The organism is Streptomyces sp. NPDC003393 (genome assembly GCF_053589015.1).
Genome location: NZ_JBSFRB010000010.1, coordinates 17,867 through 40,129 on the forward strand (window position 1 = coordinate 17,867; position 22,263 = coordinate 40,129).

Below are 22,263 nucleotides of genomic sequence, written 5' to 3' on the forward strand. Positions count from 1 at the left end.
GCGGGGCGCTCCAACCGCTTTTCAGCGCCCGGTGGCGGCGTACGGCAGGAAGGTCGCCCAGGCGGCGGGGGCGAGGGTGAGGCGGGGGCCGGTGGGGTTCTTGGAGTCGCGGACGAGGACGTGGTCCCGGTCGGGGGCGGCCACCTCGACACAGTCGGGGCCGTCAGGCGTGCTGTAGCTGCTCTTTATCCACTCCAGCTTCATGTCTCTCCAAGCACTTTCTCGATGAAGGCCAGTGACTCACGAGGGGTGAGAGCCTGTGCGCGGATGATCCCATAGCGGATGTCCAGCACCTGAACTTCTTTCGGGTCGGTGATCACGCGGCTGACGAGTTGGACCTCGTTGTGTCCGACAGTGCTGCCATCCCGCAGCCGCAGCAGCCTGAACGAGCCCGCCAGACCGGCGTTGTCCTCGCGGTCCATGGGCAGGACCTGCAAGTCGACGTTCCTGAACCGACCGACGGCCAACAGGTGTTCGAGCTGCCTTCGCATGACCATCCTGCCACCGACCGGGCGTCGCAGCGTCGACTCGCATTGGACGAAGCTGAAGACGCGCAAGGGCGCTTCGGCGAGGATCTCCTGACGCGCCAGGCGGGCGGCCACCTGCTGTTCCAACTCCTCCTCCGTGAACGGTGGCCGCCGGGTGGCCATCGACGCACGCACGTACTCCTCCGTCTGCAACAACCCATGGACGACGGAGTTGTTGTAGGCGCACAGCTCAGTGGCCTCTGCCTCCAGTTTCTTCAGACCCCGCACCTTCTTCGGATACCGGACCTCCGCCACGTCCCTCTTCATCGCTGCGATCCGGCCACCCGCGCCCAGCACCTCGTCCGCGCTGTCCAGGTACTCCGCCCGGGGAATCCGCCGCCCCCGCTCCACCGAGGAGACCAGTTCCTCCCCGTACCCGATCGCGGCCCCGAACTCGGCCTGGGTGAGCCCGGCCGCCTCCCGCCACAGCTTCAGCTGCCGTGAGACCGTCCGCATCACCGCCCCGGCCTCGTCGTCCTCCAGCCCCGCGTCCCAGTCGCTCACGTCCGTCGCCCTCCCGACACCAGTCACCCCGTACGGCCCGGACGGAGCCGGACACCACACGGACAGCCCCGGTCCGCACGGGCCGCCGTTCTTCACAGGCTATGCGCGCCCGGACACGCTGAGTAACGTGAACGAGCAAATCTCCACCCTCCACATTCCTGCGCGTCAGTTCTGCGTGACCCTCTCCGCGACCCGGCGCGGCGCCCGCCTCGGCCGGCTGCTCGCGACCGAGCAACTGCGCTCCTTGGGGCTGCCGTTGGATCCCGCCCGGCTGATCGTCGCCGAACTGACGGCGAACGCCGCGCTGCACGGCAGGGTTCCCGGCCGGAGCTTCCGGCTCGCCCTCGCGGTGACGGCCGGGGGAGTGCTGCGCATCGAGGTCACCGACACACGCGGCGACGCACTGCCCGCCCGGCGGGCGTCCGCCACCGGACCGGCCGAGACCGGCTACGGCCTGCTGCTGGTCGAGGAGTTGGCGGACCGCTGGGGCGTACGGACCGGCCCGGCGCCGTGCACGACGGTGTGGGCGGAACTCGACCCGGCCGGGCGGTCCACGCACTTCGCACCGGAGCCGGGAAGTGCGTGACCGGTGACGCGGGACCCCAGGGTTCGGCGGTGAGAGACCAAAGAACCCAGGGAAACAGTTCTCAGGCATCATCGGTTTTCATCGGCTTCGTCGTAGTCGTCGAGGGGCTCCCCGGCGGGGCAGTCGCGGCAGGTGCCGTCATGCCGCGCAGCAGCGGAAGACATGCCAGCAGCAGGACCCCGGCCATGAGCCAGGGCGTGTCCAGGCCCTCGCGCCGCGCCAGGGTGCCGCCGAGCGCCGCGCCCAGCGGCATGGTGCCCCAGGCGGCGAGCCGGTACCCACTGATGACTCGGCCCAGCATGTCCGCCGGGGCGAGCCGCTGCCTCAGTGACACGGTGCACACGTTCCACAGCACGACGGCGGCGCTGTTCACCGCCAGCATGATCCCGACCAGGGGCCACCACGGCAGTACGGCGACGACGAGATAGCTCATCGCCGACCCGCTGACCGAGAGCACGAGACTGCCCCGGGTGCCGAGCCTGCGGGCCGCTCGGGCCGCTGTCCTCGCCCCCGCGAGGCTGCCCAGCGCCGCCGCCACGAGCATCAGGCTGTAGCCGTAGGACGGTAGCCCCAGCCGTCGCTCGACGTACACCACGAGGATGGCGTAGACCGCCTGCTGTCCGATGCCGAGGACAGCGACGACCACCATCAGGCGGCGGAACACCATGTGCCGTGCGAGCAGAGCCAGCCCGGCCCAGCTGTCGCGGAGCACGCCCGCAATGCCGCGGCGGGCGCGTTCGTCCCCGTCCGCGCGCACGCCCCAGGCCCGGGTGGGAAGGCTCCGAAGCAGTGCCGCGGAGCCGAGGAAGGTGAGTGCGTCCAGCAGGAACGGCAGCGGCTGCCACACCGCCCACAGCGCGGCGCCCAGGGGCGGTCCCAGAAATCCGGTACCGGTGATCTGTGCTGCGATGATCCGCGCGTTGGCCGGCTCCAACTCGTGGTCGGCAGCCAGTGCGGGCACGATCGCCTGGGCCGCGCCGTCGAAGAAGATCTCCGCGATGCCCGACACGAAGGCGATCGGGACCAGGACCGCGACGGGTGCTGCGTGGACCGTCGCCAGCACGCCGAGCAGCGCCAGCATCAGGCAGCGCGCCAGATCGGCGCCGACCATGGCCCGGCGACCGGGCATGCGGTCCACCAGGGTGCCGATGACCGGTGCCAGGAGCCACGCGGCCCGGCCCGCGGCCGCGACCACCGAGACCCGGAACGGGTCACCGTCGGTGACCTCCGCCGCGAGCAGCGGCAGCCCGGCGTACCGTGCGCCGTCCCCCACCGCGCTGAGCGCGTTGGCCCTGACGAGCCGGCGCAGGAGCGCGGCTCCGGAGCGGTCGGGGGCGGATTCGGAGCGCAGGCCGGCGTCAGTCATCGATTTCCGTCACCCCGTGGCCGACAGCGCGGGCGCGTCCGCGCCCCTCCGGGGCCAGGGCCTTGATGCGTACAGGAAGCCTGGTTCCGCGAGTTCGCACGCCACGCCGGCCGAGGCGGTCGGCCACCGGCCGTCGCCGGGCAGGCGTGCGGCGAACTCCCGCGGTCCGGACTCCGCTTCGCGCATGTACCGGACCGGTCGGCCCAGCGCGTCGAGCCGCACGGTGTTGCCCGTCACCGGGCGAGTGCGGTACGGCGCTGTCATGGTCCGCGGTGTCGAGCACCGCCGGTTCGTGGCGCCCCCACCCGGAGGCGGACGCGGGTCCGCCCACCGGGTACCCCAGTGTTGCTCCATCCATCGACCTGAGCATGCCACGCCGGACCGACGGCTCGACCAGGTGTCGCCCCTGTGAAGGGGACGGCGCGGCGCCGCCGTCCTCCCCCCGCGTTCCACGGCAGGGGGCAGGAGGTGCACGATGGCGTCGCCCGGTGCTCGTCGGCCGCTTGCACCGCGGTGGCGGCGCATCGCAGAGGTTCGGCGTCGGGCGCCTGCGGGCAGGCAGGCAGGACGGTCGGCGGTCAGACCAGCGTGGTGATGCAGAACGGGTGGCCGGCGGGGTCCAGGAGGACTCGCCAGCGGTCGGGGGACGGCTGGTGGTCGGGCTTGGCGGCGCCCAGGGAGAGCAGGCGGGACTCGGCGGCCTCCAGGTCGTCGACGCCCACCTCGAGGTGGGCCTGCTTCTCCTGCGCGGGGTCCGGCCAGGTGGGGCGGCGGTAGTCGGTGAGGCGGTTGAAGCCCAGGCCGGGCGCGCCCTCCCGGGCGAGGAAGACGAAGTCGTCGGTGGAGAAGGCGACGGGCAGGCCCAGGGCCTCCCCGTAGAAGCGGCCCAGTTCGGCGGGGTCGGGGCAGTCGAAGGTGACCGCCGCGTAGCGGAACGTGGGCGCGGAGGCGGTGTTCTCAGTCGTCATGCGCAGGACCGTAGGCCATGACCCGGACAGTTCCGGTCCTCATCCTGACCCGTCCGTGGAAGACTTCCGAGAGTGATCAGTGCCTCCGTCCGTCTGCTCCGGCTGGTCTCCGTGCTGGCCGCCCGGCCGTCGTGGACCTGTGCCGAGCTGGCCGAGCGGATCGGGGTCACCGAGCGCACGGTGCGGCGCGACGTCGCCAGGCTGCGGGAGATCGGCTACGTCGTCGAGTCCGAGCCCGGTCCGTGGGGCGGTTACCGGCTGCGGGCCGGCTCCCGGGTGCCGCCGCTGATCCTCGACGACGAGGAGGCCCTCGCCGTGGCCGTGGGGCTGCGCGAGGCGGCGCTGAGCGGCGCTCTGGGCGGTGACCAGGCTGCGCTGTCGGCCCTGCTGAAGCTGCGGCAGGTGCTGCCGCGGCGGATCGCGGACCGGTTGGGCGAGATGGATGCCGCCTTCGTGCACACCCCGCGAGCCAGCGAGCCGCAGATCGCGCCGAGCATGCTGCTGGACCTGGCCGCCGCGTGCCGCCGGGGCGAGCGCGCCCGCCTGTCGTACCGGGACGTGCAGGGACGGGCCACCGTCCGGGACGTCGACCCCTACCGTCTCGTCCACACCGGACGCCGCTGGTACTTCGTCGCCCGGGACGTGGCACGCGACCAGTGGCGTACCTTCCGGGCGGACCGGGTCGCGCGGCTCCAGCCGACCGGGCAGCCTGTGGAACTGGCCGACCCGCCCGACCCCGCTCAGCTGGTCTCCCGCTCCACGGCCAACGGCCCCTACCCGCTGAGCGCGACGATCCGGCTGGCCCTGCCCCTGGACGAGGCGCTGCGCGTGATCCCGGCGACGGTCGGCACGCACCGGCCGGAGGGTCCGGACGCCACGATCGTCGACGTCGGCGGACCCGACGCCGACGGGCTCGCCCGGTACCTCGCCGGCCTGGCCGTACCCCTGCGGGTGCTGGCCCCCGACGCCGTACGCCACGCCCTGGCGCGCCGTACCCGGGAGCTGCTGGAGCTCAACGCGGACGACGAGGCGTGCGCGGGCGACCGACTCGGCGTCGGCAAAGGCACGGGAGCGGCGGGCGTAGCGTAGAGGGCATGACGAAGTACGGATCCTTTCCCGGTACGCGTCCTCGTCGGCTGCGTACCACCCCCGTGATGCGCCGCATGGTCGCCGAGACGCGACTGCACCCGGCGGACCTGATCCTGCCCGCGTTCGTGCGGGAGGGTGTCAGCGAGCCCGTGCCGATCGCGGCGATGCCCGGGGTCGTGCAGCACACCCGGGACACCCTGAAGAAGGCCGCTGCCCAGGCGGTGGAGGCCGGGATCTCCGGGATCATGCTGTTCGGCGTGCCGGAGGAGTCCAAGAAGGACGCCCTCGCGACGGCCGGGACCGATCCGGAGGGGATTCTCCAGGTCGCGCTGCGCGACGTGCGGGCCGAGGCCGGGGACGAGCTGCTCGTCATGTCCGACCTGTGCCTGGACGAGTTCACCGACCACGGGCACTGCGGCGTCCTGGACGCCGAGGGCCGCGTCGACAACGACGCCACCCTGGAGCGGTACGCCGAGATGGCCCAGGTGCAGGCCGACGCCGGCGCCCATGTCGTCGGGCCCAGCGGGATGATGGACGGGCAGATCGGTGTCATCCGTGACGCGCTGGACCAGATCGGGCGGGAGGACGTGGCCATCCTCGCCTATACGGCCAAGTACTCCTCCGCCTTCTACGGGCCCTTCCGGGAGGCCGTCGGCTCCTCGCTGAAGGGCGACCGCAAGACCTACCAGCAGGACCCGGCGAACCTGCGCGAGTCGCTGCGCGAGCTGGCCCTCGACCTGGAGGAGGGGGCGGACATGGTGATGGTGAAGCCTGCCGGTCCCTACCTGGACGTCCTCGCCCGGGTCGCCGACGCCGTGGACGTGCCCGTCGCCGCCTACCAGATCTCCGGCGAGTACTCGATGATCGAGGCCGCCGCCGAGAAGGGCTGGATCGACCGGGACCGCGCCATCATGGAGACCCTGACCGGCATCAAGCGGGCCGGGGCGCGGAACATCCTCACCTACTGGGCCACCGAGGTCGCGCAGAAGCTGCGCTGAGCCGGGGCCGTGGCGGGGCACGGCTGCCGCACGGTGTGCGAGGGGCCCTCGTCGCGCAGGCCCTCGCCGTCGTGGCAGGCCGTCAGGGCGCCGGTCGCGAGGGCGACAAGGGCCGCGGCCGCGGCCAGTCGGCGGGTACGGACAGTGCGTGCGGGCATCGTCGGGGTCCGAGGTCGTACAGGCATGCCGACAGCCTCGCCCGTGACCCGCCTCGCGCGCCACAGCCTGCCGCGGATGCGGGACGCCGGGACGGCCGAACCAGCTTTGAGCTGCGGGAACGCCCTCCCGCTCGAACGCGGTCCGGGACGCCCGCAGCACCGGGCACAGCAGTCGCCGGCGACCGACTCGACCCGCGCCTACGGGCGGTGCCCATCTCCGGCGGAGGCCGGGTGGAGGCCGGGCCCCGGCCGCCCCTGGCCGGGACCCTGATGGTGGTACCCGCGATGGTCAGGTGAGGGTCGTGGACCCGTGCTGTGCCGCACAGGTGCTGAACAGTTCAGCATTGCCAGAGGAAGGACCCTTTCCCGCAGGGCGTGCAGGCGAAGGCGTACCCTCGGCCGCCTCCACCGAAGTTCATCGATGTCCGATGGTCGTGTCCTTCTTCCAGCTGAGCCACGAAACCCATCGCGCGGCCGCACGAAGGACACGCGGGAGTCTCGTCGGCCTGCAGCCACGACGGAGTCCCGGCCAACTGACCGAGGACATCCCGCACAGGTCGGCCGTGGGCCTCGGACCAATGGCTTCGCGCCGTGTGATAGTCGTCCTCGGCCACGACCGCGCAGTCGATGCCGCACGTCTCCGGAGCAACGGTCACGCCATCCGTCGGCACGACGACGGCCGCGAGACCGGATCTCGGGAAGAGGAAGGCTCGGTTGCCACCGGCGAGGGAATCCCACTCCTCACACAGCCCAGGGTCGTTCTGGCACATGAAGACGGACAGGATGTGCCGTGCGTCCACGACCGAACCCGAACCCTGAGCGTCGGGGCCGTCCACCGGCAACTGGGCGAGAAACATCATCGGCCCGGAGCAGGCGGCGCACAACGGCCAGGTAAAGGCGTCGGGCGCCAAGGGGATTCCGCCCGTGCGCGCCACAGGAGCCCGATCACCGACCGGACCGGCGTACGTCATCAGTGTGGTCATGGCGGTGACCCTAATGCCCGACGAGCAGTCGGCGGCGCCTCCCGGCGGGGTGGTGGAGCCGCCGTCGTGGTCGAGGGCGGCTCCAGGACCGTCACCCGGTCTCAGGGAAAGCGGCCCGTCCGGGTTCGCCGTCCTGGGCACCATCAAGTCTCCGTGGGAGTTAGGTTGTTGAAGATCAGCCGCAACTGTCAGGGAGACGCTCATGTCCGGTGACGCCCTCAGTCAGGACCCCGCCGAGCTGCGAAGGAGGATCGACACCGGCAAGGCTCATCCCGCCCGGGTCTACGACGTCTTCCTCGGTGGCAAGGACCACTACCCGGCCGACCGCGCCGCGGCCGCCGCCGGGCTCGCCGCCAATCCGCGCGGCTATCTCGACGTACGGCACAACCGCGACTTCCTGCGGCGCGCCGTGACCACGCTGTCCACCCAGGACGGCATCCGCCAGTTCCTGGACATCGGCACCGGCCTGCCCACGTCGGAGAACGTCCACCAGATCGCCCAGCGGATCAACCCGGACTCCCGGGTGGTGTACGTCGACAACGACCCCGTGGTCCTCGCCCACGCCCGCGCGCTGCTGACCAGCGGCCCCGAGGGCCGTACCGACTACATCGACGCCGACCTGAGGAACCCGGCGCACATCCTCGAACAGGCCGCCAGGACCCTCGACTTCGACCAGCCGATCGCACTGTGCCTGGTCGCGATCCTGCACTTCGTCGAGGACGCGGAGGCGTACGGCATCGTGCGCGAACTCGTCGAAGCTCTGCCCTCCGGCAGCCGGCTGGTCCTCAGCCATCTCACCGAGGACCTCAACCCGGAGAACATCCGTGCGGTGCAACGCACCTACACCGAACGGGGCTTCACGTTCGTGCTGCGCTCCAGGGCCGAGGTCGAGCGCTTCTTCACGGACAGCGGCCTGAAGCCGGTGGAGCCCGGAGTCGTCCCCGCCCACCACTGGCGCCCCGACCACGCGGCCCCCGTGCCCGAGCAGCCGGAAGCCTCCTACCTCAAGGGTCTCGAGGACATCGAGAAGGTCCGTTACGCCGACATCAACGACGTGACGGATGCCGACATCAACGTCTACGCGGCACTGGGCCGCAAGGCGTAGGACGCGAGCCGGAGGCCGGGCGGCGGTCGGGCCCCGTCCGCCCCTGGGAAAGGGGGCCGGGGCCCGGTGGCGTGCGCAGGGGTCAGCCGAAGGCCTTGACCGCGTTCCAGTCCACGCCGGGGCTGTCGCTGCGGGTTGCAGGAGCTCTTCCGCACCCGGCAGCGTACGTTCGCAAGGGTGACGGCGACCTGTCACGGATGGCTTGCCGGGACAGGTGTCCAGCCGAGGTGCCCCTCGACGGCGGGATGCCGGTCCGGCGGACAACGGCCTCCGGCCTGGGGGCTCTCGAGGACATCGACGAAGTGCGTCACGCCGACATCAACGATGTGACGGACGCCGACATCGACGTCTACGCGGCCGTGGGCCGCAAGGCCCGGCAGGACTCGAGGCCGACGCGCCGAAGTGTCAGGTGTAGATGCCGCCCTCGAGGTTGTCGAACAGTTCCACCCACTCGCTGTACTCGTGGGCGAAGGGCAGTGGGTCGGTGAGACGGATGTCCGCCGTCATGGCGTCGACCTCGCGCTTACGGCGTGCGTACTCCACGTCCTCGTCGTCCTCGTCCTCGCCGCGGCTGTAGGAGTCGATGTAGCCCAGGAAAGAGATCATGGTCCTGGCGAGCGAGGAGACGTCGCCGTGGACCGGGATCGCCTCCTTCGCGGCATCGGTGTACTGATACACCAGCCCGGTCGCCGGGTCGACGACGACCGCGTTGATGGGGAAATTACCGATCTTGACGACCTTCTCCACTCCGTCGGGGAAGGTCCAGCCCTGTTCCGCACGCTCCGCGCAGTCCCAGACGAAGCCGGCGTCGTATTCCGCGGGCAGGCCGAACGAGAGCTCGAAGTCCTCGGCGCCGGGGAGTCCGACGCGGGCGAGGAAGTCGAGGGTCTCGCCGGAGAAGCCGTACCGCACGGCTGTCGCTTCGGGCAGCCGGAACACGTTGTCCGCGCCGACTACCTCCACCAACGCATCGTGATCGACGTCGAAGAGCATCTGTCAGCCCCGCTTGCCTTTCCTCGCGGCTTCCATGGCCGCACCGTCCGACTCCGTCATCATCCCCGCACCCAGGCCGTGCTGATTGTGCCAGGCCTCCAGGTTCCTTCTGTACGCCCGGTGCTCACCGTCGATGCTGTAGGAACTCGGGCGCTTTCCGTCGACGGGGGACTGGTCGTAACTGTGCGAGTGGGTGACCTGCTGGTCCTCTCCGAAATGCTCGGCGAGCCACTGGTCGCACCAGGAACTCGAGTCCTGACAAGGTTCCCGTTCCGTGTAGAGGGACTGTATTCCGTCCGGGTTGCCGTCTCTGAGCACCGGGTACCCGATGGTCCGCTCGGAGTGGACTCCCTTGCTGTGGCCGACCAGGATGAACGATTCCCCATTGGAGTCGACATAGTGCGCGGCAGCGTAGTTGCCGCCGCCGTAGTCCTTTTTGCTGTACCGCGCCAACTGGGTGGCGTACGCCAGGTCGCTGGTCTCGTCCGGGTCCAGCCGTCTGGATGTGACCTTCGGATTGTCGGGTGAGGGGGTCAGCGGAAAGGGGTTGGCTCCCTTGTCCGTCGAGCGGTGCCGCCAGACCCTGCCGTCGCTGCCCACGATGTCCGGCAGCCCTGCCTCATCGCCCCTGATGCGCGTGGGCGTCCTGCCGTCGGCGTGCAGCCGCTCGACGGTCCCGTCCGCGTTGAGCAGGTACGTCCTGACACTGTTGGCGCGCTCCCCGATCTGGACGTCCTTGCCCTTGTGCAGGCGGGAGGTCGCCTTCACTCGGTCCGGCACCGTCTCGGTGACGTGTTTGGCGATCTTGGCGAGGGCTTTCTCGGAGCCCTTCAGCGCCCCGTCGAGGACGGAGTCGAAGGTCTGTGTGAAGGGGTCCTTGCCCTTGGTCCGCCCGAAGGCGCCCTTGGCGCGGCCGAGCGGGGTGGAGCTGGCCAGGTGGAGTTCGCTGCCGTGGCCGGAGACCTTGCCGGCTCCGTCCTCGAACTCCATGTGGTCGATGAAGAGGTCCGCGTCGGGCCCCCCGCCGCCGCTCGCGGAGGCGAGCTCCCAGCCGCTCGCCCCGCCGGCGGAGGCCAGTTGCATGCCTCCGTGACCGTGCTTGCCGCCGTCGGCTCCGCTTCCGGGCGCCGGGGGGAGCGAGAACGCGCCCTCGGCCAGGTCCAGCACGGCGTCCTCGACCATCGCCTCCAGCTTGGCGTTGACCGGTGCGGTGACGCGGGCGACCAACTCGTCCACGATCCGATCGGCCGCCTCGTCGATGATGCGTTTCACCAACTGCCGCATCGCCGCCGTCTCCGCGGCCCCGAGGACCGCGGACAGGCCGCCGGTGACGAATGCCAGACCGACCGAGAGGCCCACCGAACCGGCCATGACGGCGAGTTCGGCCTCGGCCTTGGTCTTCATCCCGAAGATGATGTCCGCGACCACGTCGCAGGCGTCGGCGAACAGGCGTGCCAGTTCCGGGACCTTGTCCAGGTGGCCGGCCTTCACCTGCGACCAGTGCTTCTCCATCGCGTCGACGGCCCACCCCTGGGACGAGGCGAGTATGCGGCCCACCGCCTTGTGGGCGTCGGCGCCGTGACCCTCGAACTTGTCGGCGAAGTCCCGCATGGCATCGGCCATGTCGCGGTAGTCGTCCTCGTCGACGTTCGGAAAATTGATGCCGATGAAGTCCAGGACCTCATCCAGCCAACCGGGCAGCGTGTACCCCATCCCCCGTGACGCCCCCTCGCCCTCCCGATCTCCATATGAGTACGAAAACCCTAACGACAAGGGGGCGTTGGAGCGCAAGACGGCGTGGTGGCTCTATGGCACGGTTGTGACAACGCTTCCGCGATTCAGGCGGGACGCAGGCACACCATCATGTCGTCCGTGCCGACCAGCAGCATCCCCGAGGCCGTCGCTGCCAGCGAGCGCACGGGAGGTCCCGGCCGGTAGGTGCGGACCGCGGCGTCGCCGTCCAGGTCGTGATGCTCGACCAGCCCGTCCGCCCATCCGATGGCGAGCACCGGGCCGTTCTCCGTGTTCGCCGCCGCCAGGGCCGTCACCGGGCACGGCCGGGACCGGAGGGGAGTGGCGAGCGGTTCGGTCCCGGGACCCCAGGCCCGCACGGTTCCGTCGGAACCGCCGCTGTAGACCAGGGGGAGGGTCGCACCGTCCGCCGGCAGGGGAAGGTCCAGCGCCGCCAGGGCGGTCACACCGCCTTCGTGCGGACGGACAGTCCACAGTCCGTCCCCCTGTCCGTCCGCCGCGAAGGCGTGCACCCGGCCCGTCGCACTCCCGACGGCGAGCAGTCCGGCACAGACCGCCGACGCCGTCGAGGGTTCCTCCGGCCGGGATGTCGCCGCCGACACCAGCCGTTCGAGAGGAGTCGGGCCGTCCTCCAGCAGCGCCGACAGGCCTGTGGCCCTCGGTACGGAGGGGCTGCGCCGGGTGTGCAGACGGCCCTGTATGTCCAGGATCAGCACGTCTCCCTCGGGTGTGGCGGCGAGCGCGCGGATCTGCGGGACCGGCTTCGGCAACCGGCCGACCGGAGCGGCGCCCGACTCGTCGAGCAGACGGACCGTGCCCTGGTGATCGGCGACGAGCACCTTTCCGGCGAGCAGCCCACGCCCGGCCGCCAGCGCACAGGCCGGTCCCGGCCACGGTGGGCGGACGTCACCGCGCACTCTGCGCCAGGCGACCCGCCACGCGGCCCCGCCGGCGAGATCGGCGAGCTCCTCCTGGATCCGCGGGTCGGCATCGTCTCCCAGCGCCGCCAGGAGTACGACGGCCCGGTCGGCGGCCGTCTGTTCCCGGGTCAGGGACGCTCCTGCCCGCAGCCATGCCGTGCGCAGCCCCCCATGATCCCGCTCGGAGCGCTCGTAGCGGACGGACACCTGCCACGGGTCCGCGGCGCAGACCGCGGCAGGGTCGTTCAGGCCGACGGCCGGCCTCGACGTAAGCGGCGCACTCCCGTCCGCCGCCCTGCGGCCGGAGGGCTGCGTGGCGGCCCAGGCCGCGTACCGCTCCGGGTCCGTCCACCGTGCCTCGTCGAGGTCCATGACGGCCGGGCGGGCCGCCATGAGGCTCTGGACCTCGCCGCTCTCGCTCCGCACCTCGGTGATCAGCCGGACGTGCGCCAGGCCCACGAGGAGGAGAACGAGTTCGGCGATGCCCGCGGGATCCGCCGCCGCATGCAGTTCCGGCAGCACGATCACCGTGCGGCGCCTGTCGGCGGCCAGCGCGCTCACCAGCTCACCCGGGGTGCGGGCGGCCACCGAGAGCTGCTGGGCCAGGGTCCAGGCGGCGGTCAGTGCGGTGAGTCCGGCGAGTGGCACGAAGGCGTGCACGCGGCGGTCGGGCCGTGTTCCCTCCCGCGTCCCGTGCGCGATCAGCCAGGCCAGCAGGCTGGACTTGCCGCATCCCGTGCTCCCGGTCACGACGCACATCCGTGGTGCGTCCGCATCCGCCAGCCAGACCAGTAAGGCGGAGGCGGCCGGTTCACGCCCCGCCGCGGGGCGCTCCCACTTCCGGTCGGTCACCGGCGTCCCTCCTGCTCGGCCGCGCGCGTGATCAACTCCTGGAGACCCGCTTCCCGGGACTCGGCGGTGGAGCCGTAGTCGAAGCTGTGGGTGAACTCCGCGTGCGGGAAGGTGGCCTGGAGCCAGACCGCACAGTAATGGCCCGGCAGCATGCAGGGCTCCAGTTCGCAGTAGACGCGCCGCACCTGCTCCGGCGTGACACCCTCGGCCCGCAGGCGTTCCCAGACGAGTTCCTCCGGGTGCGCACGGCCGGGTCCCGTCGCGTCGGTGACGATCTGCTTGGCGCCGCGTGCGTCGACGTACTCGAAGGCCGACGAGAAAGGGAAGTTGAGGGTGTGCCGGACGTCGTCCAGCACCCTCGGCCACCAGTTCTCCCGCTCCGCGAAGGCGGCGGCGTCGATCTGCCGCAGTTCGGCGTTCAGCTCACGGAACGCGGCGGCGGCCACCGGAAGACTCGTCGAGGCGGCGATCACCGGCAGCCGCCGGTCGAGTGCCGTGAGCGAGGCGTCGAAGACAGGGACGCCGGAGTTGACGAACATGTCGTCCGCCTCCCACCCCAGGAACACCGCCTGCACCGCCCCGTCCGGTCGTACGCACAGGTGGGCCAACGGGTCCGTGCCGATGCGCAGCCAGTTCTCCCGTCCGGCGGGCGCGGACAGCCCGTGGTGCCCGGCGGCCATTCCCAGGGTCAGTCCGTCGGTCTCTCCCGCCGCGGCGAAGTACGGCGCCACGTGGAGCGGAACCCCGGTGCCCGCCAGCGCCTCGCGGGCCGCGTCGGGCAGCTGCACCCGGTAGGAGGCCGGCACCGTGAACCGGCGCATGCCGTCCTCGCCGAAGTGGGCCACGGACGGATCGGGGACGCGCTCGGGCATCGGGCTGCCTTTCGGTCTGTGGAGACGGGTCTCCACAGACCCTAAGGGCTGCGTGTCAGAGTCGCTCCGGCGTCCTGATGCCCAGCAGGGCCATGCCCTGGTGGAGGGTGCGGGCCGTGATGTCGCACAGGAAGAGGCGGTTCTCCACCTGCTGCGGCGTCTCGGCCTTCAGCACCGGGCACTTGTCGTAGAAGGTCGTGTACAGGGACGCCAGTTGGTAGAGGTACGACGCCAGCTTGTGCGGGGCGTACTCTCCCGCCGCCTCCCGCACCGTCTCCGCGAAGGCGTCCACGTGCAGGCCCAGCGCCCGCTCGGCGGGGGCCAGTTCCAGCTCCGGGTGGGCGGCCGGGCGGAGCTCGCCCGCCTTGCGGAGGATGGACCGGATACGGGCGTAGGCGTACTGGAGGTAGACCGAGGTGTCGCCGTTGAGCGAGACCATCTGGTCCAGGTCGAACTTGTAGTCCCGGCTCGCCGACGTCGACAGGTCCGCGTACTTCACCGCACCGATGCCCACCTGGGCGCCCCGCTCGGCGATCTCCTCCTCGGAGAGGTCCTGGGCCTTCTCCCGGACCACGGCCGAGGCGCGGTCGATCGCCTCGTCGAGCAGGTCGACCAGGCGGATCGTCTCGCCCGCACGCGTCTTGAACGGCTTGCCGTCCTTGCCGAGGACCGTGCCGAAGGCCAGCTGCTGGGCCTTGACGCCGTCGCCGAGCCAGCCGGCCCTGCGCGCCGTCTCGAAGACCATCTTGAAGTGCAGGGACTGGCGGGCGTCCACGACGTAGAGCAGCGTGTCCGCCTTCAGGTTGAAGACGCGGTCGCGGATCGCCGACAGGTCGGTGGCCGCGTAGCCGTAGCCGCCGTCGGACTTCTGGACGATCAGCGGCACCGGGTTGCCGTCCGGGCCCTTGATGTCGTCGAAGAAGACGCACAGGGCGCCCTCGGAGCGGACCGCCACGCCGGACTCCTCCAGCATGCGGCAGGTCTCGGCCAGCATGTCGTTGTAGCCGGACTCGCCGACGATGTCGGCGTCCCGGATCTCCATGTCCAGCTTCTCGAAGACGGAGAAGAAGTAGATCTTCGACTCGTCGACGAACTTCTGCCACTTGGCCAGCGTGTGCGGGTCGCCGGCCTGGAGGTCGACCACCCGGCGCCGGGCGCGGGTCTTGAACTCCTCGTCGGAGTCGAACTTCTTCCGGGCCGCCTTGTAGAGGCGGTCGAGGTTCGACATCGCCTCCTCGCCGGAGGCGGCCGTGTCCTCGGTGGACGCCTTGTGGTCCAGCTCGTGCGGGTGCTCGTCCAGGTACTGGATGAGCATGCCGAACTGGGTGCCCCAGTCGCCGATGTGGTGGCGCCGGACCACGTTCTCGCCCGTGAACTCCAGGAGTTGGACGACCGAGTCGCCGATCACCGCCGAGCGCAGGTGTCCGACGTGCATCTCCTTGGCCACGTTGGGCTGGGCGTAGTCGATCACCGTGGTGCCCGGATGGTCCGCGAGCGGCACGCCGAGCCGGCCCGCCGGGTCGGTGGCCCGCGCGGCCAGGTTCTCGACGATCGCGCCGTCGGTGACGGTGATGTTGAGGAAGCCGGGGCCCGAGACCTCGATCTCCTTGATCACGTCACCGGTGACCACCTGCGAGACGACCTGCGCCGCCAGCTCCCGCGGGTTCGCCTTCGCCTTCTTCGCCAGCGCCAGGATCCCGTTGGCCTGGAAGTCCGCCCGGTCGCTACGTCGCAGCAGCGGGTCCGCGTCGGCGGTCTCCGGCAGGGCGGCCGAGAGTGCGTTCGCGAGGCGCTGATGGACGGAAGCGGTGAGGGACGTGACCGAGGCCATAGGAATGGGTGCCGTTCTCCTCGTGGGATGGATGGTCCCCGCCAGTATCCCATGCGGGGTAAAGCGAATTTTCCGGTCGCCGGGCCGACCCCGGGCCGTGCCGCCCCGTCCGGCGTGGTGATGAGGCGTTTTCGTGGATGTGGGGCCGCCTGGGACAATGAAGGCGGTCAGCCGTGCGACCGTGGCGGCTGTTCACGGAGAATCCCGCAGAGAACCATCAGACAAAGAGGACGTGCCGATCGTGGCTCAGAGCACCGAGACCACCGACTGGGTCTCCCGTTTCGCGGATGAGGTCATCGAGGAGTCGGAGCGCCGGGCCCCGGGCAAACCCGTAGTCGTCGCGTCCGGGCTCTCCCCGTCCGGCCCCATCCACCTGGGGAACCTGCGCGAGGTCATGACCCCGCACCTCGTCGCCGACGAGATCCGCCGCCGGGGCCGCGAGGTACGGCACCTGATCTCCTGGGACGACTACGACCGGTACCGCAAGGTCCCGGCCGGCGTCTCCGGCGTCGACGAGTCGTGGGCCGAGCACATCGGCAAGCCGCTCACCTCCGTCCCGGCCCCCCGTGGCTCGGCGTACTCGAACTGGGCCGAGCACTTCAAGGCCGCCATGATCGCCTCGCTCGCCGAGCTGGGCGTGGAGTTCGAGGGCATCAGCCAGACCGAGCAGTACACCTCCGGCGCCTACCGCGAGCAGATCCTGCACGCGATGCGGCACCGCGGCGACATCGACGCGATCCTCGCCCAGTACCGCACCAAGCCCAAGCCGGCCGACCAGAAGAAGCAGCAGGCCAAGCAGAAGCCGGTCGACGAGGCCGAGCTGGAGGCCGCCGAGGGTTCGGGCGCCGCCGCCGAGGACGACGGCAGCTCCGGCTCCGCCGGCTACTTCCCGTACAAGCCGTACTGCGGCAACTGCGAGAAGGACCTCACCACCGTCAGCTCCTACGACGACGACTCCACCGAGCTGACCTACGCCTGCACGGCGTGCGGCTTCTCCGAGACCGTCCGGCTCAGCGAGTTCAACCGCGGCAAGCTGGTCTGGAAGGTCGACTGGCCCATGCGATGGGCGTACGAGGGCGTGATCTTCGAGCCGTCCGGCGTCGACCACTCCTCGCCGGGCTCCTCCTTCCAGGTCGGCGGGCAGATCGTCGGGATCTTCGGCGGCGAGCAGCCGATCGGCCCGATGTACGCCTTCGTCGGGATCTCCGGCATGGCGAAGATGTCGTCGTCCCGGGGTGGGGTCCCCACCCCCGCCGACGCGCTGAAGATCATGGAGCCGCAGCTCCTGCGGTGGCTGTACGCCCGGCGCAGGCCGAACCAGTCCTTCAAGATCGCCTTCGACCAGGAGATCCAGCGCCTCTACGACGAGTGGGACAAGCTCGCCGGCAAGGTCGCTGGGGGTACCTCCCAGGCGTCGGGCGCTGGGGGAGGCTCCGCCCTCCCCGGCGACGTCGCCGCGTACACGCGGGCCGTGGGCACCGCCGCCGGTGAGCTGCCCAAGACCCCCCGCCCGCTGCCCTACCGCACGCTCGCGTCCGTCGCCGACATCACCGCCGGCCACCAGGACCAGGCGCTGCGCATCCTCAGCGAGCTCGACCCGGACAACCCCCTCGGCTCGCTGGACGAGGCCCGCCCGCGCTACGACAAGGCCGAGGCGTGGATCAACACCCACGTCCCCGCCGAGCAGCGCACCATCGTCCGCGACGAGCCCGACGCCGAACTGCTGAAGTCCCTGGACGACGCGTCCCAGCAGTCCCTGCGGCTGCTGCTCGACGGGCTCGCCGACCACTGGTCCCTCGACGGGCTGACCCACCTCGTGTACGGCGTGCCCAAGGTGCAGGCCGGGTTCCCCGCCGACGCCACGCCCAAGGAGCTGCCGCCGGAGATCAAGACCGCCCAGCGGTCGTTCTTCGCGCTGCTCTACCACCTGCTGGTGGGGCGTGACACAGGTCCGCGTCTGCCCACGCTGCTGCTCGCGGTGGGCCAGGAGCGGGTGCGCAGGCTGCTCGGCGAGTAACCGCCGAAGGAAAACCCGACGGGAAAGGGGGCCCTCCTCAGGGGGCCCCCTTTCCCGTGCGACGGGCGTCCCGCCCTACGCGATGTGGTCGTCCTCCAGCTCCGCGGTGTGGCGGTTCTGGAAGCGCATGACCATCTTCTTGGCCTCGGCATCGGGCACGGGAATGCCGTAGGTCGCCTCGACGTTGTCGCTGAACTCGCGCGGGGTCGGATAGCCGCTGCCGCTGATCGACTGCTTGAAGACCTGGTAATACGACTCCTCGTCCGGCGGCGCGGGCTCCGGCGGGCCGCCGCCCTCGCCCAGCTCGCGCGTACGGTTCGGGCCCACCGGAATGGGAAAGCTGCCCGTGTCCTCCATGGAGGGCTGCTCGAACCGCTCCGGCTGCTGCTCCTCGTACCAGTCCTCGTACACGGGCTCCGGGTCGTACGTCGGATCGTAGCCGCCGTGGTAGTCGACCTGGTGGGGCGCCTGGAACCAGGGGCTCTGCTCGTCGGGCGGCAACTGCTCCTCGTACGCCGGCCCACCGGGCTCCTGCTCGGCGACCAGTTGCGGGCGCTGCCCGGCGGCTGTCGCCGCCCGCTGCTGCGGGACGGCGCCCGTCACGGCGGGCCAACCCGCCGCCGTCGCCCCGGCCTCCGGCGTCGGCGGGATCAGCACGGGCTCGATCCCGGCCGCCGCCAGACCGGCCGGGGCCGTCTCCGCCAGCGGCACCCCGTAACGGGCCAGCCGCAGCGGCATCAGCGACTCCACCGGGGCCTTGCGGCGCCAGGCACGGCCGAAACGGGAGCGCAGCCGCGCCTGGTAGACCAGACGCTCCTGCTCCAGCTTGATGACCTGGTCGTAGGAGCGCAGCTCCCACAGCTTCATCCGGCGCCACAGCAGGAACGTCGGCACCGGGGACAGCAGCCAGCGGGTGAGACGGACACCCTCCATGTGCTTGTCGGCGGTGATGTCGGCGATGCGGCCGATCGCGTGCCGGGCCGCCTCCACCGCGACCACGAACAGCACCGGGATCACCGCGTGCATGCCCACACCCAGCGGGTCCGGCCATGCCGCCGCGCCGTTGAACGCGATCGTCGCCGCCGTCAGCAGCCACGCCGTCTGACGCAGCAGCGGGAAGGGGATGCGAATCCAGGTCAGCAGCAGGTCCAGGGCCAGCAGCACACAGATGCCCGCGTCGATGCCGACCGGGAACACATAGCTGAAGTTCCCGAAGCCCTTCTTGATCGCGAGCTCACGGACGGCCGCGTACGAACCCGCGAAGCCGATACCGGCGATGATCACGGCGCCGGTCACGACCACGCCGATGAGGATGCGGTGCATCCGAGTCAGCTTCAGTGGCCCGGCCACTCGTACTCCCCTCCCCTTGCGTGTTGTTGCGCGCAACAGAGTGGCACACTCGTCCGACGCGCGGGCGGGCGGATGAGAATGCCCGACTACGAGCCGACTTGGGCCCGCTCAGCCCTTCGAGGCGGCTTTCGTCGACGAGGGCGACGGCGACTTCGAGGGGGACTTCGACGGAGACGCGGACTTGGAGGGAGACGCGGAGCCCGACGTCGACGAGGCGGCGCCACCGTCACCGTTCGCCTTCGCCACCGCGGCCACCGCCTCCTTGGCCGCCGACTTCGCGTCCTTGGCCAGGCCGTCGGCGTCCGGGCTCTTGTCACCGGCCAGACCGGCACCGTTGTAGTCCAGGGTGACGACCACGTTCTCCACCCGCGCCACGACCGTCTGCTGCTTGAAGGTGCCTTCCTTCTTCTTCAGGTCGTAGCGCACCGCCGTCGCCTCGTCGCCCGTCCCGGACACCGGCTCCGACTTGGTGTTCTTCGCACCCGCGACGGACTTCGCGTCCTGGACCTGCTGCGCGTAGTACGCCTTGGCCTGTTCCTCGCCCGAACCGCGGTTGACGTCCGACGCGAAACGCAGCAACGAGACGTTCAGCCAACGGAACTGAGAGCCCTTCACCCCGTTGTTCTTCAGACTGTTCCAGGAGCAGCTGGCACGCGAGGAGACATCGCTGGAGGTGCCCTCCTTGGCGGACTTCGTCCCCTTCGGGACCAGTTCGCCCAGCGTCTTGCCCGACAGCACCTTGCACGCCTCAGGCAGCTTCACGTACCTGGCCGCCTGCACCGTCGGGGAGGCGCTCGCGCTCGCGGACGCCGTGGCGTCACCCGCCGGTGTCTTCTTCCCGGCGTCGCCGTCACCGGAGCCGGAGTCCGAGGAGCAGGCCGCGGCCAGCAGCATCACGGGTACCGCCGCCGCGCAGACAACGAGGCGGTTCAGTCGCCGGGCACGCTCGGGTCGCTGGGCACGATGGTCTCGCTGGGCTGCTCGCTGCATGGTTCCTTCACTCATGACGCTCGTGGTTCCTGCGGTCGGATCGGGTCCGAGGGGCCACGGTACGCGGTGAGACAGCCGTGCGGTTCGCCTTCCCGGGCATCACGGCCGGGCCGCCCATGCCGGACGGCAGGCGTCAGCCGCCCAGCGAATCCGCCAGTCGCGCGGCCAGTTTCCGGGCCTTGTCCTGCATTTCCTCACTGTCCGGGAGCACACCGACGGCGGCCGGCTGCTCCTCGTACTCGATGGTGACGATGACGTTCGACGTGCGGAACGCCACAGTCACCGTCCTTTGCTCGGCCGTCGAACCGGAACTGCTGAGCTGGTCGTCGAGGAACGCCTCGTCGCCGAGGTCGCCGAGGGTGCGGGGCCGGAGATCGGCGGGGTCCGCGGCGGGCGGCGAGGACGACGAGGTGGCGGAAGGGCTGGTGCCGGAGGAGGACGGCGAGGTCGTCCCGGACGAGGGCGTCCCGGACGACGGGGTGCCGCCGGGGGTGGTGTCCGAGCCGGAGGAGGTGACGGGGGGTACGGGAAGGTCCGCGTCCGCCTGCTTCGTGGCGAAGACCGACTGCGCCTGGCTCTCGTCGCTCACCGAGCTGTCGTAGGAGACGACCCGCTCCAGGTCGATGTGCAGCCGGTCGGTGGCCTCCGTGGAATCCACCTTCCAACGGCAGCCCACCTTGCGGTCCGTGTCGTAGGTGAGGGCGGCCTGCCCCTGGTAGGCGCGGTCCCGCTGGTCCGGGTCCGTGATCTGCTTGATGCCGGGCAGCAGCGAGTCCAGGGTGCCGTGGCCGACCGCGCCGCAGGCCTCGGGCAGCGTGCGGTACTTGCCCGGCTGCGCCTCCACCGTCGCCGTACCGGGACCGTCCGGGTTGGCGTTGTCCGTCCGGCCGGCATCCGACGAGCCGTCGGTGCAGCCGGTCAGCAGCAGGGCCGCGAGGAGCGCGGCCGCGCCGGGTACGTACGCCTTCCGCAGCACGGGCAGGCTCCTCTCGACGGTCTCGGTGCGTGTCGGTGTCGGTCCGCTGGTGGCCCGGTCCCCGCTGGTTATTCGCTTGCCGGGCGGGGGCGGCACCTGGAGACAATGTGTATCGCACGCACTGCCGTGGACGCCGGTCCGTTGCCCTGTTTCGTAGACCTTGGCGCCGGTATTGCTGTTCGCGACTTCTGAGAATTCTGTACGTTTCACGGGGGAATGAGGACGATATGTCGTACGTGGAGGTACCGGGCGCGAAGGTCCCCATCCGCATGTGGACGGACCCGGCGGCGGTGGAGGGCGTCGCGATGCAGCAGCTCCACAACGTCGCGACCCTGCCCTGGATCAAGGGCCTGGCCGTCATGCCCGACGTCCACTACGGCAAGGGTGCGACGGTCGGCTCGGTCATCGCCATGCGGGGCGCCGTGTGCCCGGCGGCGGTGGGCGTCGACATCGGCTGCGGAATGTCGGCGGTGAGGACGTCCCTGACGGCCAACGACCTTCCGGGCGACCTGTCCCGCCTCCGCTCGAAGATCGAGCAGGCGATCCCGGTGGGCCGGGGGATGCACGCGGACCCGGTCGATCCGGGACGGTTCCACGGGCTGGCCACGGCGGGGTGGGACGACTTCTGGGGGCGGTTCGACGGGGTGGCGGAGGCGGTGAAGTTCCGCGAGGAGCGCGCCACTCATCAGATGGGAACGCTCGGGTCCGGAAACCACTTCGTCGAAGTCTGCACGGATTCGACCGGTTCCGTCTGGTTGATGCTGCACTCCGGCTCCCGCAACATCGGCAAGGAACTCGCCGAGCACCACATCGGAGTGGCCCAGAAGCTCCCGCACAACCAGGGACTGGTGGACCGCGACCTCGCGGTCTTCGTGGCGGACACCCCGCAGATGGCGGCCTACCGCAACGACCTGTTCTGGGCGCAGGAGTACGCCAAGCGCAACCGCACCATCATGATGGCGCTCCTGAAGGACGTGATCCGCAAGGAGTTCAAGAAGGCGAAGCCCGCCTTCGAGCCGGAGATCTCCTGCCACCACAACTACGTGGCTCAGGAGCGGTACGAGGGCATGGACCTGCTCGTGACCCGCAAGGGCGCGATCCGGGCCGGCTCCGGCGAGCACGGCATCATCCCCGGCTCCATGGGCACGGGTTCGTACATCGTGAAGGGCCTCGGCAACGAGAAGGCGTTCAACTCCGCGTCGCACGGCGCGGGTCGACGCATGAGCCGCAACGCCGCCAAGCGCCGCTTCTCCACGAAGGACCTGGAGGAGCAGACGCGAGGCGTGGAGTGCCGCAAGGACTCCGGCGTCGTCGACGAGATCCCGGGCGCCTACAAGCCGATCGAGCAGGTCATCGACCAGCAGCGGGACCTCGTCGAGGTGGTGGCCAAGCTCAAGCAGGTGGTGTGTGTGAAGGGCTGAGCCGG

21 protein-coding genes and 1 pseudogene are annotated in these 22,263 nt (G+C 70.7%); 6 read left to right on the forward strand and 16 right to left on the reverse strand.

Annotation, left to right across the window (positions count from 1 at the left end):
* Positions 1 to 21: 21 nt before the first annotated feature.
* Positions 22 to 204, reverse strand: a complete 183-nt coding sequence (locus ACWDUZ_RS12890; protein ID WP_451631860.1) for a DUF397 domain-containing protein — start codon at positions 202 to 204, stop codon at positions 22 to 24.
* Positions 201 to 1,031 (reverse strand): helix-turn-helix domain-containing protein, encoded by an 831-nt coding sequence (locus tag ACWDUZ_RS12895; RefSeq protein ID WP_451631861.1) that lies wholly within the window; start codon positions 1,029 to 1,031, stop codon positions 201 to 203. Before ACWDUZ_RS12895 ends, ACWDUZ_RS12890 begins: the two co-directional genes overlap by 4 nt.
* A 127-nt stretch (positions 1,032 to 1,158) precedes the next feature.
* On the opposite strand from ACWDUZ_RS12895, the gene ACWDUZ_RS12900 reads away from it, so the two are divergent.
* Positions 1,159 to 1,617: an ATP-binding protein gene (locus ACWDUZ_RS12900; RefSeq protein ID WP_451631862.1), complete on the forward strand. Its 459-nt coding sequence runs from the start codon at positions 1,159 to 1,161 to the stop codon at positions 1,615 to 1,617.
* A 61-nt stretch (positions 1,618 to 1,678) separates the two neighbouring features.
* On the opposite strand, the gene ACWDUZ_RS12905 is transcribed toward ACWDUZ_RS12900, so the two are convergent.
* From ACWDUZ_RS12905 to ACWDUZ_RS12915, 3 genes are all read right to left on the reverse strand, one after another.
* The gene (locus ACWDUZ_RS12905) at positions 1,679 to 2,983 is read right to left on the reverse strand and encodes an MFS transporter (protein WP_451631863.1); all 1,305 of its coding nucleotides are present in this window, start codon (positions 2,981 to 2,983) and stop codon (positions 1,679 to 1,681) included.
* Between the two features lie 9 nt (positions 2,984 to 2,992).
* A complete protein-coding gene (locus ACWDUZ_RS12910) occupies positions 2,993 to 3,247 on the reverse strand; it encodes a hypothetical protein (RefSeq protein ID WP_451631864.1) in 255 nt (84 codons plus the stop codon).
* A 314-nt stretch (positions 3,248 to 3,561) separates the two neighbouring features.
* Positions 3,562 to 3,951 carry a VOC family protein gene (locus ACWDUZ_RS12915; RefSeq protein WP_451631865.1) on the reverse strand — a complete coding sequence of 130 codons (390 nt, stop codon included), beginning with the start codon at positions 3,949 to 3,951 and terminating at the stop codon, positions 3,562 to 3,564.
* Positions 3,952 to 4,023: 72 nt separating this feature from the next.
* Between ACWDUZ_RS12915 and ACWDUZ_RS12920 the strand changes: the two genes are divergently transcribed.
* Together ACWDUZ_RS12920 and hemB are read left to right on the forward strand one after the other, a co-directional pair.
* On the forward strand, positions 4,024 to 5,040 hold the full coding sequence (locus tag ACWDUZ_RS12920) for a helix-turn-helix transcriptional regulator (protein ID WP_451631866.1): 1,017 nt from the start codon (positions 4,024 to 4,026) through the stop codon (positions 5,038 to 5,040).
* Positions 5,041 to 5,045: 5 nt separating this feature from the next.
* The gene (gene hemB, locus ACWDUZ_RS12925) at positions 5,046 to 6,038 is read left to right on the forward strand and encodes a porphobilinogen synthase (protein WP_451631867.1); all 993 of its coding nucleotides are present in this window, start codon (positions 5,046 to 5,048) and stop codon (positions 6,036 to 6,038) included.
* Here the strand turns inward: hemB and ACWDUZ_RS12930 are convergent.
* Together ACWDUZ_RS12930 and ACWDUZ_RS12935 are read right to left on the reverse strand one after the other, a co-directional pair.
* Positions 6,002 to 6,196 carry a hypothetical protein gene (locus ACWDUZ_RS12930; protein ID WP_451631868.1) on the reverse strand — a complete coding sequence of 65 codons (195 nt, stop codon included), beginning with the start codon at positions 6,194 to 6,196 and terminating at the stop codon, positions 6,002 to 6,004. The genes hemB and ACWDUZ_RS12930 overlap by 37 nt on opposite strands.
* A gap of 338 nt (positions 6,197 to 6,534) precedes the next feature.
* The gene (locus ACWDUZ_RS12935; RefSeq protein ID WP_451631869.1) at positions 6,535 to 7,179 is read right to left on the reverse strand and encodes a hypothetical protein; all 645 of its coding nucleotides are present in this window, start codon (positions 7,177 to 7,179) and stop codon (positions 6,535 to 6,537) included.
* Between the two features lie 202 nt (positions 7,180 to 7,381).
* Between ACWDUZ_RS12935 and ACWDUZ_RS12940 the strand changes: the two genes are divergently transcribed.
* Positions 7,382 to 8,284 (forward strand): SAM-dependent methyltransferase, encoded by a 903-nt coding sequence (locus ACWDUZ_RS12940; protein ID WP_451631870.1) that lies wholly within the window; start codon positions 7,382 to 7,384, stop codon positions 8,282 to 8,284.
* Positions 8,285 to 8,689: 405 nt separating this feature from the next.
* Here ACWDUZ_RS12940 and ACWDUZ_RS12945 read toward each other — a convergent pair whose 3' ends face one another.
* From ACWDUZ_RS12945 to argS, 6 genes and pseudogenes are all read right to left on the reverse strand, one after another.
* Positions 8,690 to 9,277, reverse strand: a complete 588-nt coding sequence (locus ACWDUZ_RS12945) for an SUKH-4 family immunity protein (RefSeq protein ID WP_451631871.1) — start codon at positions 9,275 to 9,277, stop codon at positions 8,690 to 8,692.
* Between the two features lie 3 nt (positions 9,278 to 9,280).
* Complete coding sequence (locus ACWDUZ_RS12950) at positions 9,281 to 9,877, reverse strand: nucleic acid/nucleotide deaminase domain-containing protein (RefSeq protein WP_451632005.1); 597 nt, start codon at positions 9,875 to 9,877, stop codon at positions 9,281 to 9,283.
* A gap of 102 nt (positions 9,878 to 9,979) precedes the next feature.
* Positions 9,980 to 10,990, reverse strand: a pseudogene (locus tag ACWDUZ_RS12955) (WXG100-like domain-containing protein); the annotation flags it as partial.
* A gap of 125 nt (positions 10,991 to 11,115) precedes the next feature.
* A complete protein-coding gene (locus ACWDUZ_RS12960) occupies positions 11,116 to 12,801 on the reverse strand; it encodes a hypothetical protein (protein ID WP_451631872.1) in 1,686 nt (561 codons plus the stop codon).
* A complete protein-coding gene (locus ACWDUZ_RS12965) occupies positions 12,798 to 13,673 on the reverse strand; it encodes a nucleic acid/nucleotide deaminase domain-containing protein (protein WP_451631873.1) in 876 nt (291 codons plus the stop codon). Before ACWDUZ_RS12965 ends, ACWDUZ_RS12960 begins: the two co-directional genes overlap by 4 nt.
* A gap of 55 nt (positions 13,674 to 13,728) precedes the next feature.
* Entirely contained in the window at positions 13,729 to 15,504 is a 1,776-nt protein-coding gene (argS, locus tag ACWDUZ_RS12970; RefSeq protein WP_451631874.1) for an arginine--tRNA ligase, read from the reverse strand.
* 232 nt (positions 15,505 to 15,736) lie between these two features.
* Between argS and lysS the strand changes: the two genes are divergently transcribed.
* Positions 15,737 to 17,521, forward strand: coding sequence for a lysine--tRNA ligase (lysS, locus tag ACWDUZ_RS12975; RefSeq protein WP_451631875.1), 1,785 nt, complete (start codon positions 15,737 to 15,739; stop codon positions 17,519 to 17,521).
* 75 nt (positions 17,522 to 17,596) lie between these two features.
* On the opposite strand, the gene ACWDUZ_RS12980 is transcribed toward lysS, so the two are convergent.
* The 3 genes from ACWDUZ_RS12980 to ACWDUZ_RS12990 all read right to left on the reverse strand — a co-directional run bounded on the left by ACWDUZ_RS12980 (position 17,597) and on the right by ACWDUZ_RS12990 (position 20,837).
* Positions 17,597 to 18,844 carry a DUF2637 domain-containing protein gene (locus tag ACWDUZ_RS12980; protein ID WP_451631876.1) on the reverse strand — a complete coding sequence of 416 codons (1,248 nt, stop codon included), beginning with the start codon at positions 18,842 to 18,844 and terminating at the stop codon, positions 17,597 to 17,599.
* Positions 18,845 to 18,979: 135 nt separating this feature from the next.
* Positions 18,980 to 19,876, reverse strand: a complete 897-nt coding sequence (locus ACWDUZ_RS12985) for a DUF3558 domain-containing protein (RefSeq protein ID WP_451631877.1) — start codon at positions 19,874 to 19,876, stop codon at positions 18,980 to 18,982.
* Between the two features lie 118 nt (positions 19,877 to 19,994).
* On the reverse strand, positions 19,995 to 20,837 hold the full coding sequence (locus tag ACWDUZ_RS12990) for a DUF3558 domain-containing protein (RefSeq protein WP_451631878.1): 843 nt from the start codon (positions 20,835 to 20,837) through the stop codon (positions 19,995 to 19,997).
* Between the two features lie 227 nt (positions 20,838 to 21,064).
* On the opposite strand from ACWDUZ_RS12990, the gene ACWDUZ_RS12995 reads away from it, so the two are divergent.
* The gene (locus ACWDUZ_RS12995; RefSeq protein WP_451631879.1) at positions 21,065 to 22,258 is read left to right on the forward strand and encodes an RtcB family protein; all 1,194 of its coding nucleotides are present in this window, start codon (positions 21,065 to 21,067) and stop codon (positions 22,256 to 22,258) included.
* Positions 22,259 to 22,263: the final 5 nt, after the last annotated feature.

Bases quoted from the DNA above. Each gene is read 5' to 3' on its own strand.
- ACWDUZ_RS12905 (WP_451631863.1), bottom strand. From the start codon at position 2,983: ATGACTGACGCCGGCCTGCGCTCCGAATCCGCCCCCGACCGCTCCGGA.
- ACWDUZ_RS12965 (WP_451631873.1), bottom strand. From the start codon at position 13,673: ATGCCCGAGCGCGTCCCCGATCCGTCCGTGGCCCACTTCGGCGAGGAC.
- ACWDUZ_RS12980 (WP_451631876.1), bottom strand. From the start codon at position 18,844: ATGCACCGCATCCTCATCGGCGTGGTCGTGACCGGCGCCGTGATCATC.
- ACWDUZ_RS12915 (WP_451631865.1), bottom strand. From the start codon at position 3,951: ATGACGACTGAGAACACCGCCTCCGCGCCCACGTTCCGCTACGCGGCG.
- ACWDUZ_RS12985 (WP_451631877.1), bottom strand. From the start codon at position 19,876: ATGAGTGAAGGAACCATGCAGCGAGCAGCCCAGCGAGACCATCGTGCC.
- ACWDUZ_RS12910 (WP_451631864.1), bottom strand. From the start codon at position 3,247: ATGACAGCGCCGTACCGCACTCGCCCGGTGACGGGCAACACCGTGCGG.
- argS (WP_451631874.1), bottom strand. From the start codon at position 15,504: ATGGCCTCGGTCACGTCCCTCACCGCTTCCGTCCATCAGCGCCTCGCG.
- ACWDUZ_RS12890 (WP_451631860.1), bottom strand. From the start codon at position 204: ATGAAGCTGGAGTGGATAAAGAGCAGCTACAGCACGCCTGACGGCCCC.
- ACWDUZ_RS12945 (WP_451631871.1), bottom strand. From the start codon at position 9,277: ATGCTCTTCGACGTCGATCACGATGCGTTGGTGGAGGTAGTCGGCGCG.
- ACWDUZ_RS12940 (WP_451631870.1), top strand. From the start codon at position 7,382: ATGTCCGGTGACGCCCTCAGTCAGGACCCCGCCGAGCTGCGAAGGAGG.
- ACWDUZ_RS12930 (WP_451631868.1), bottom strand. From the start codon at position 6,196: ATGCCCGCACGCACTGTCCGTACCCGCCGACTGGCCGCGGCCGCGGCC.
- hemB (WP_451631867.1), top strand. From the start codon at position 5,046: ATGACGAAGTACGGATCCTTTCCCGGTACGCGTCCTCGTCGGCTGCGT.
- ACWDUZ_RS12935 (WP_451631869.1), bottom strand. From the start codon at position 7,179: ATGACCACACTGATGACGTACGCCGGTCCGGTCGGTGATCGGGCTCCT.
- ACWDUZ_RS12995 (WP_451631879.1), top strand. From the start codon at position 21,065: ATGTCGTACGTGGAGGTACCGGGCGCGAAGGTCCCCATCCGCATGTGG.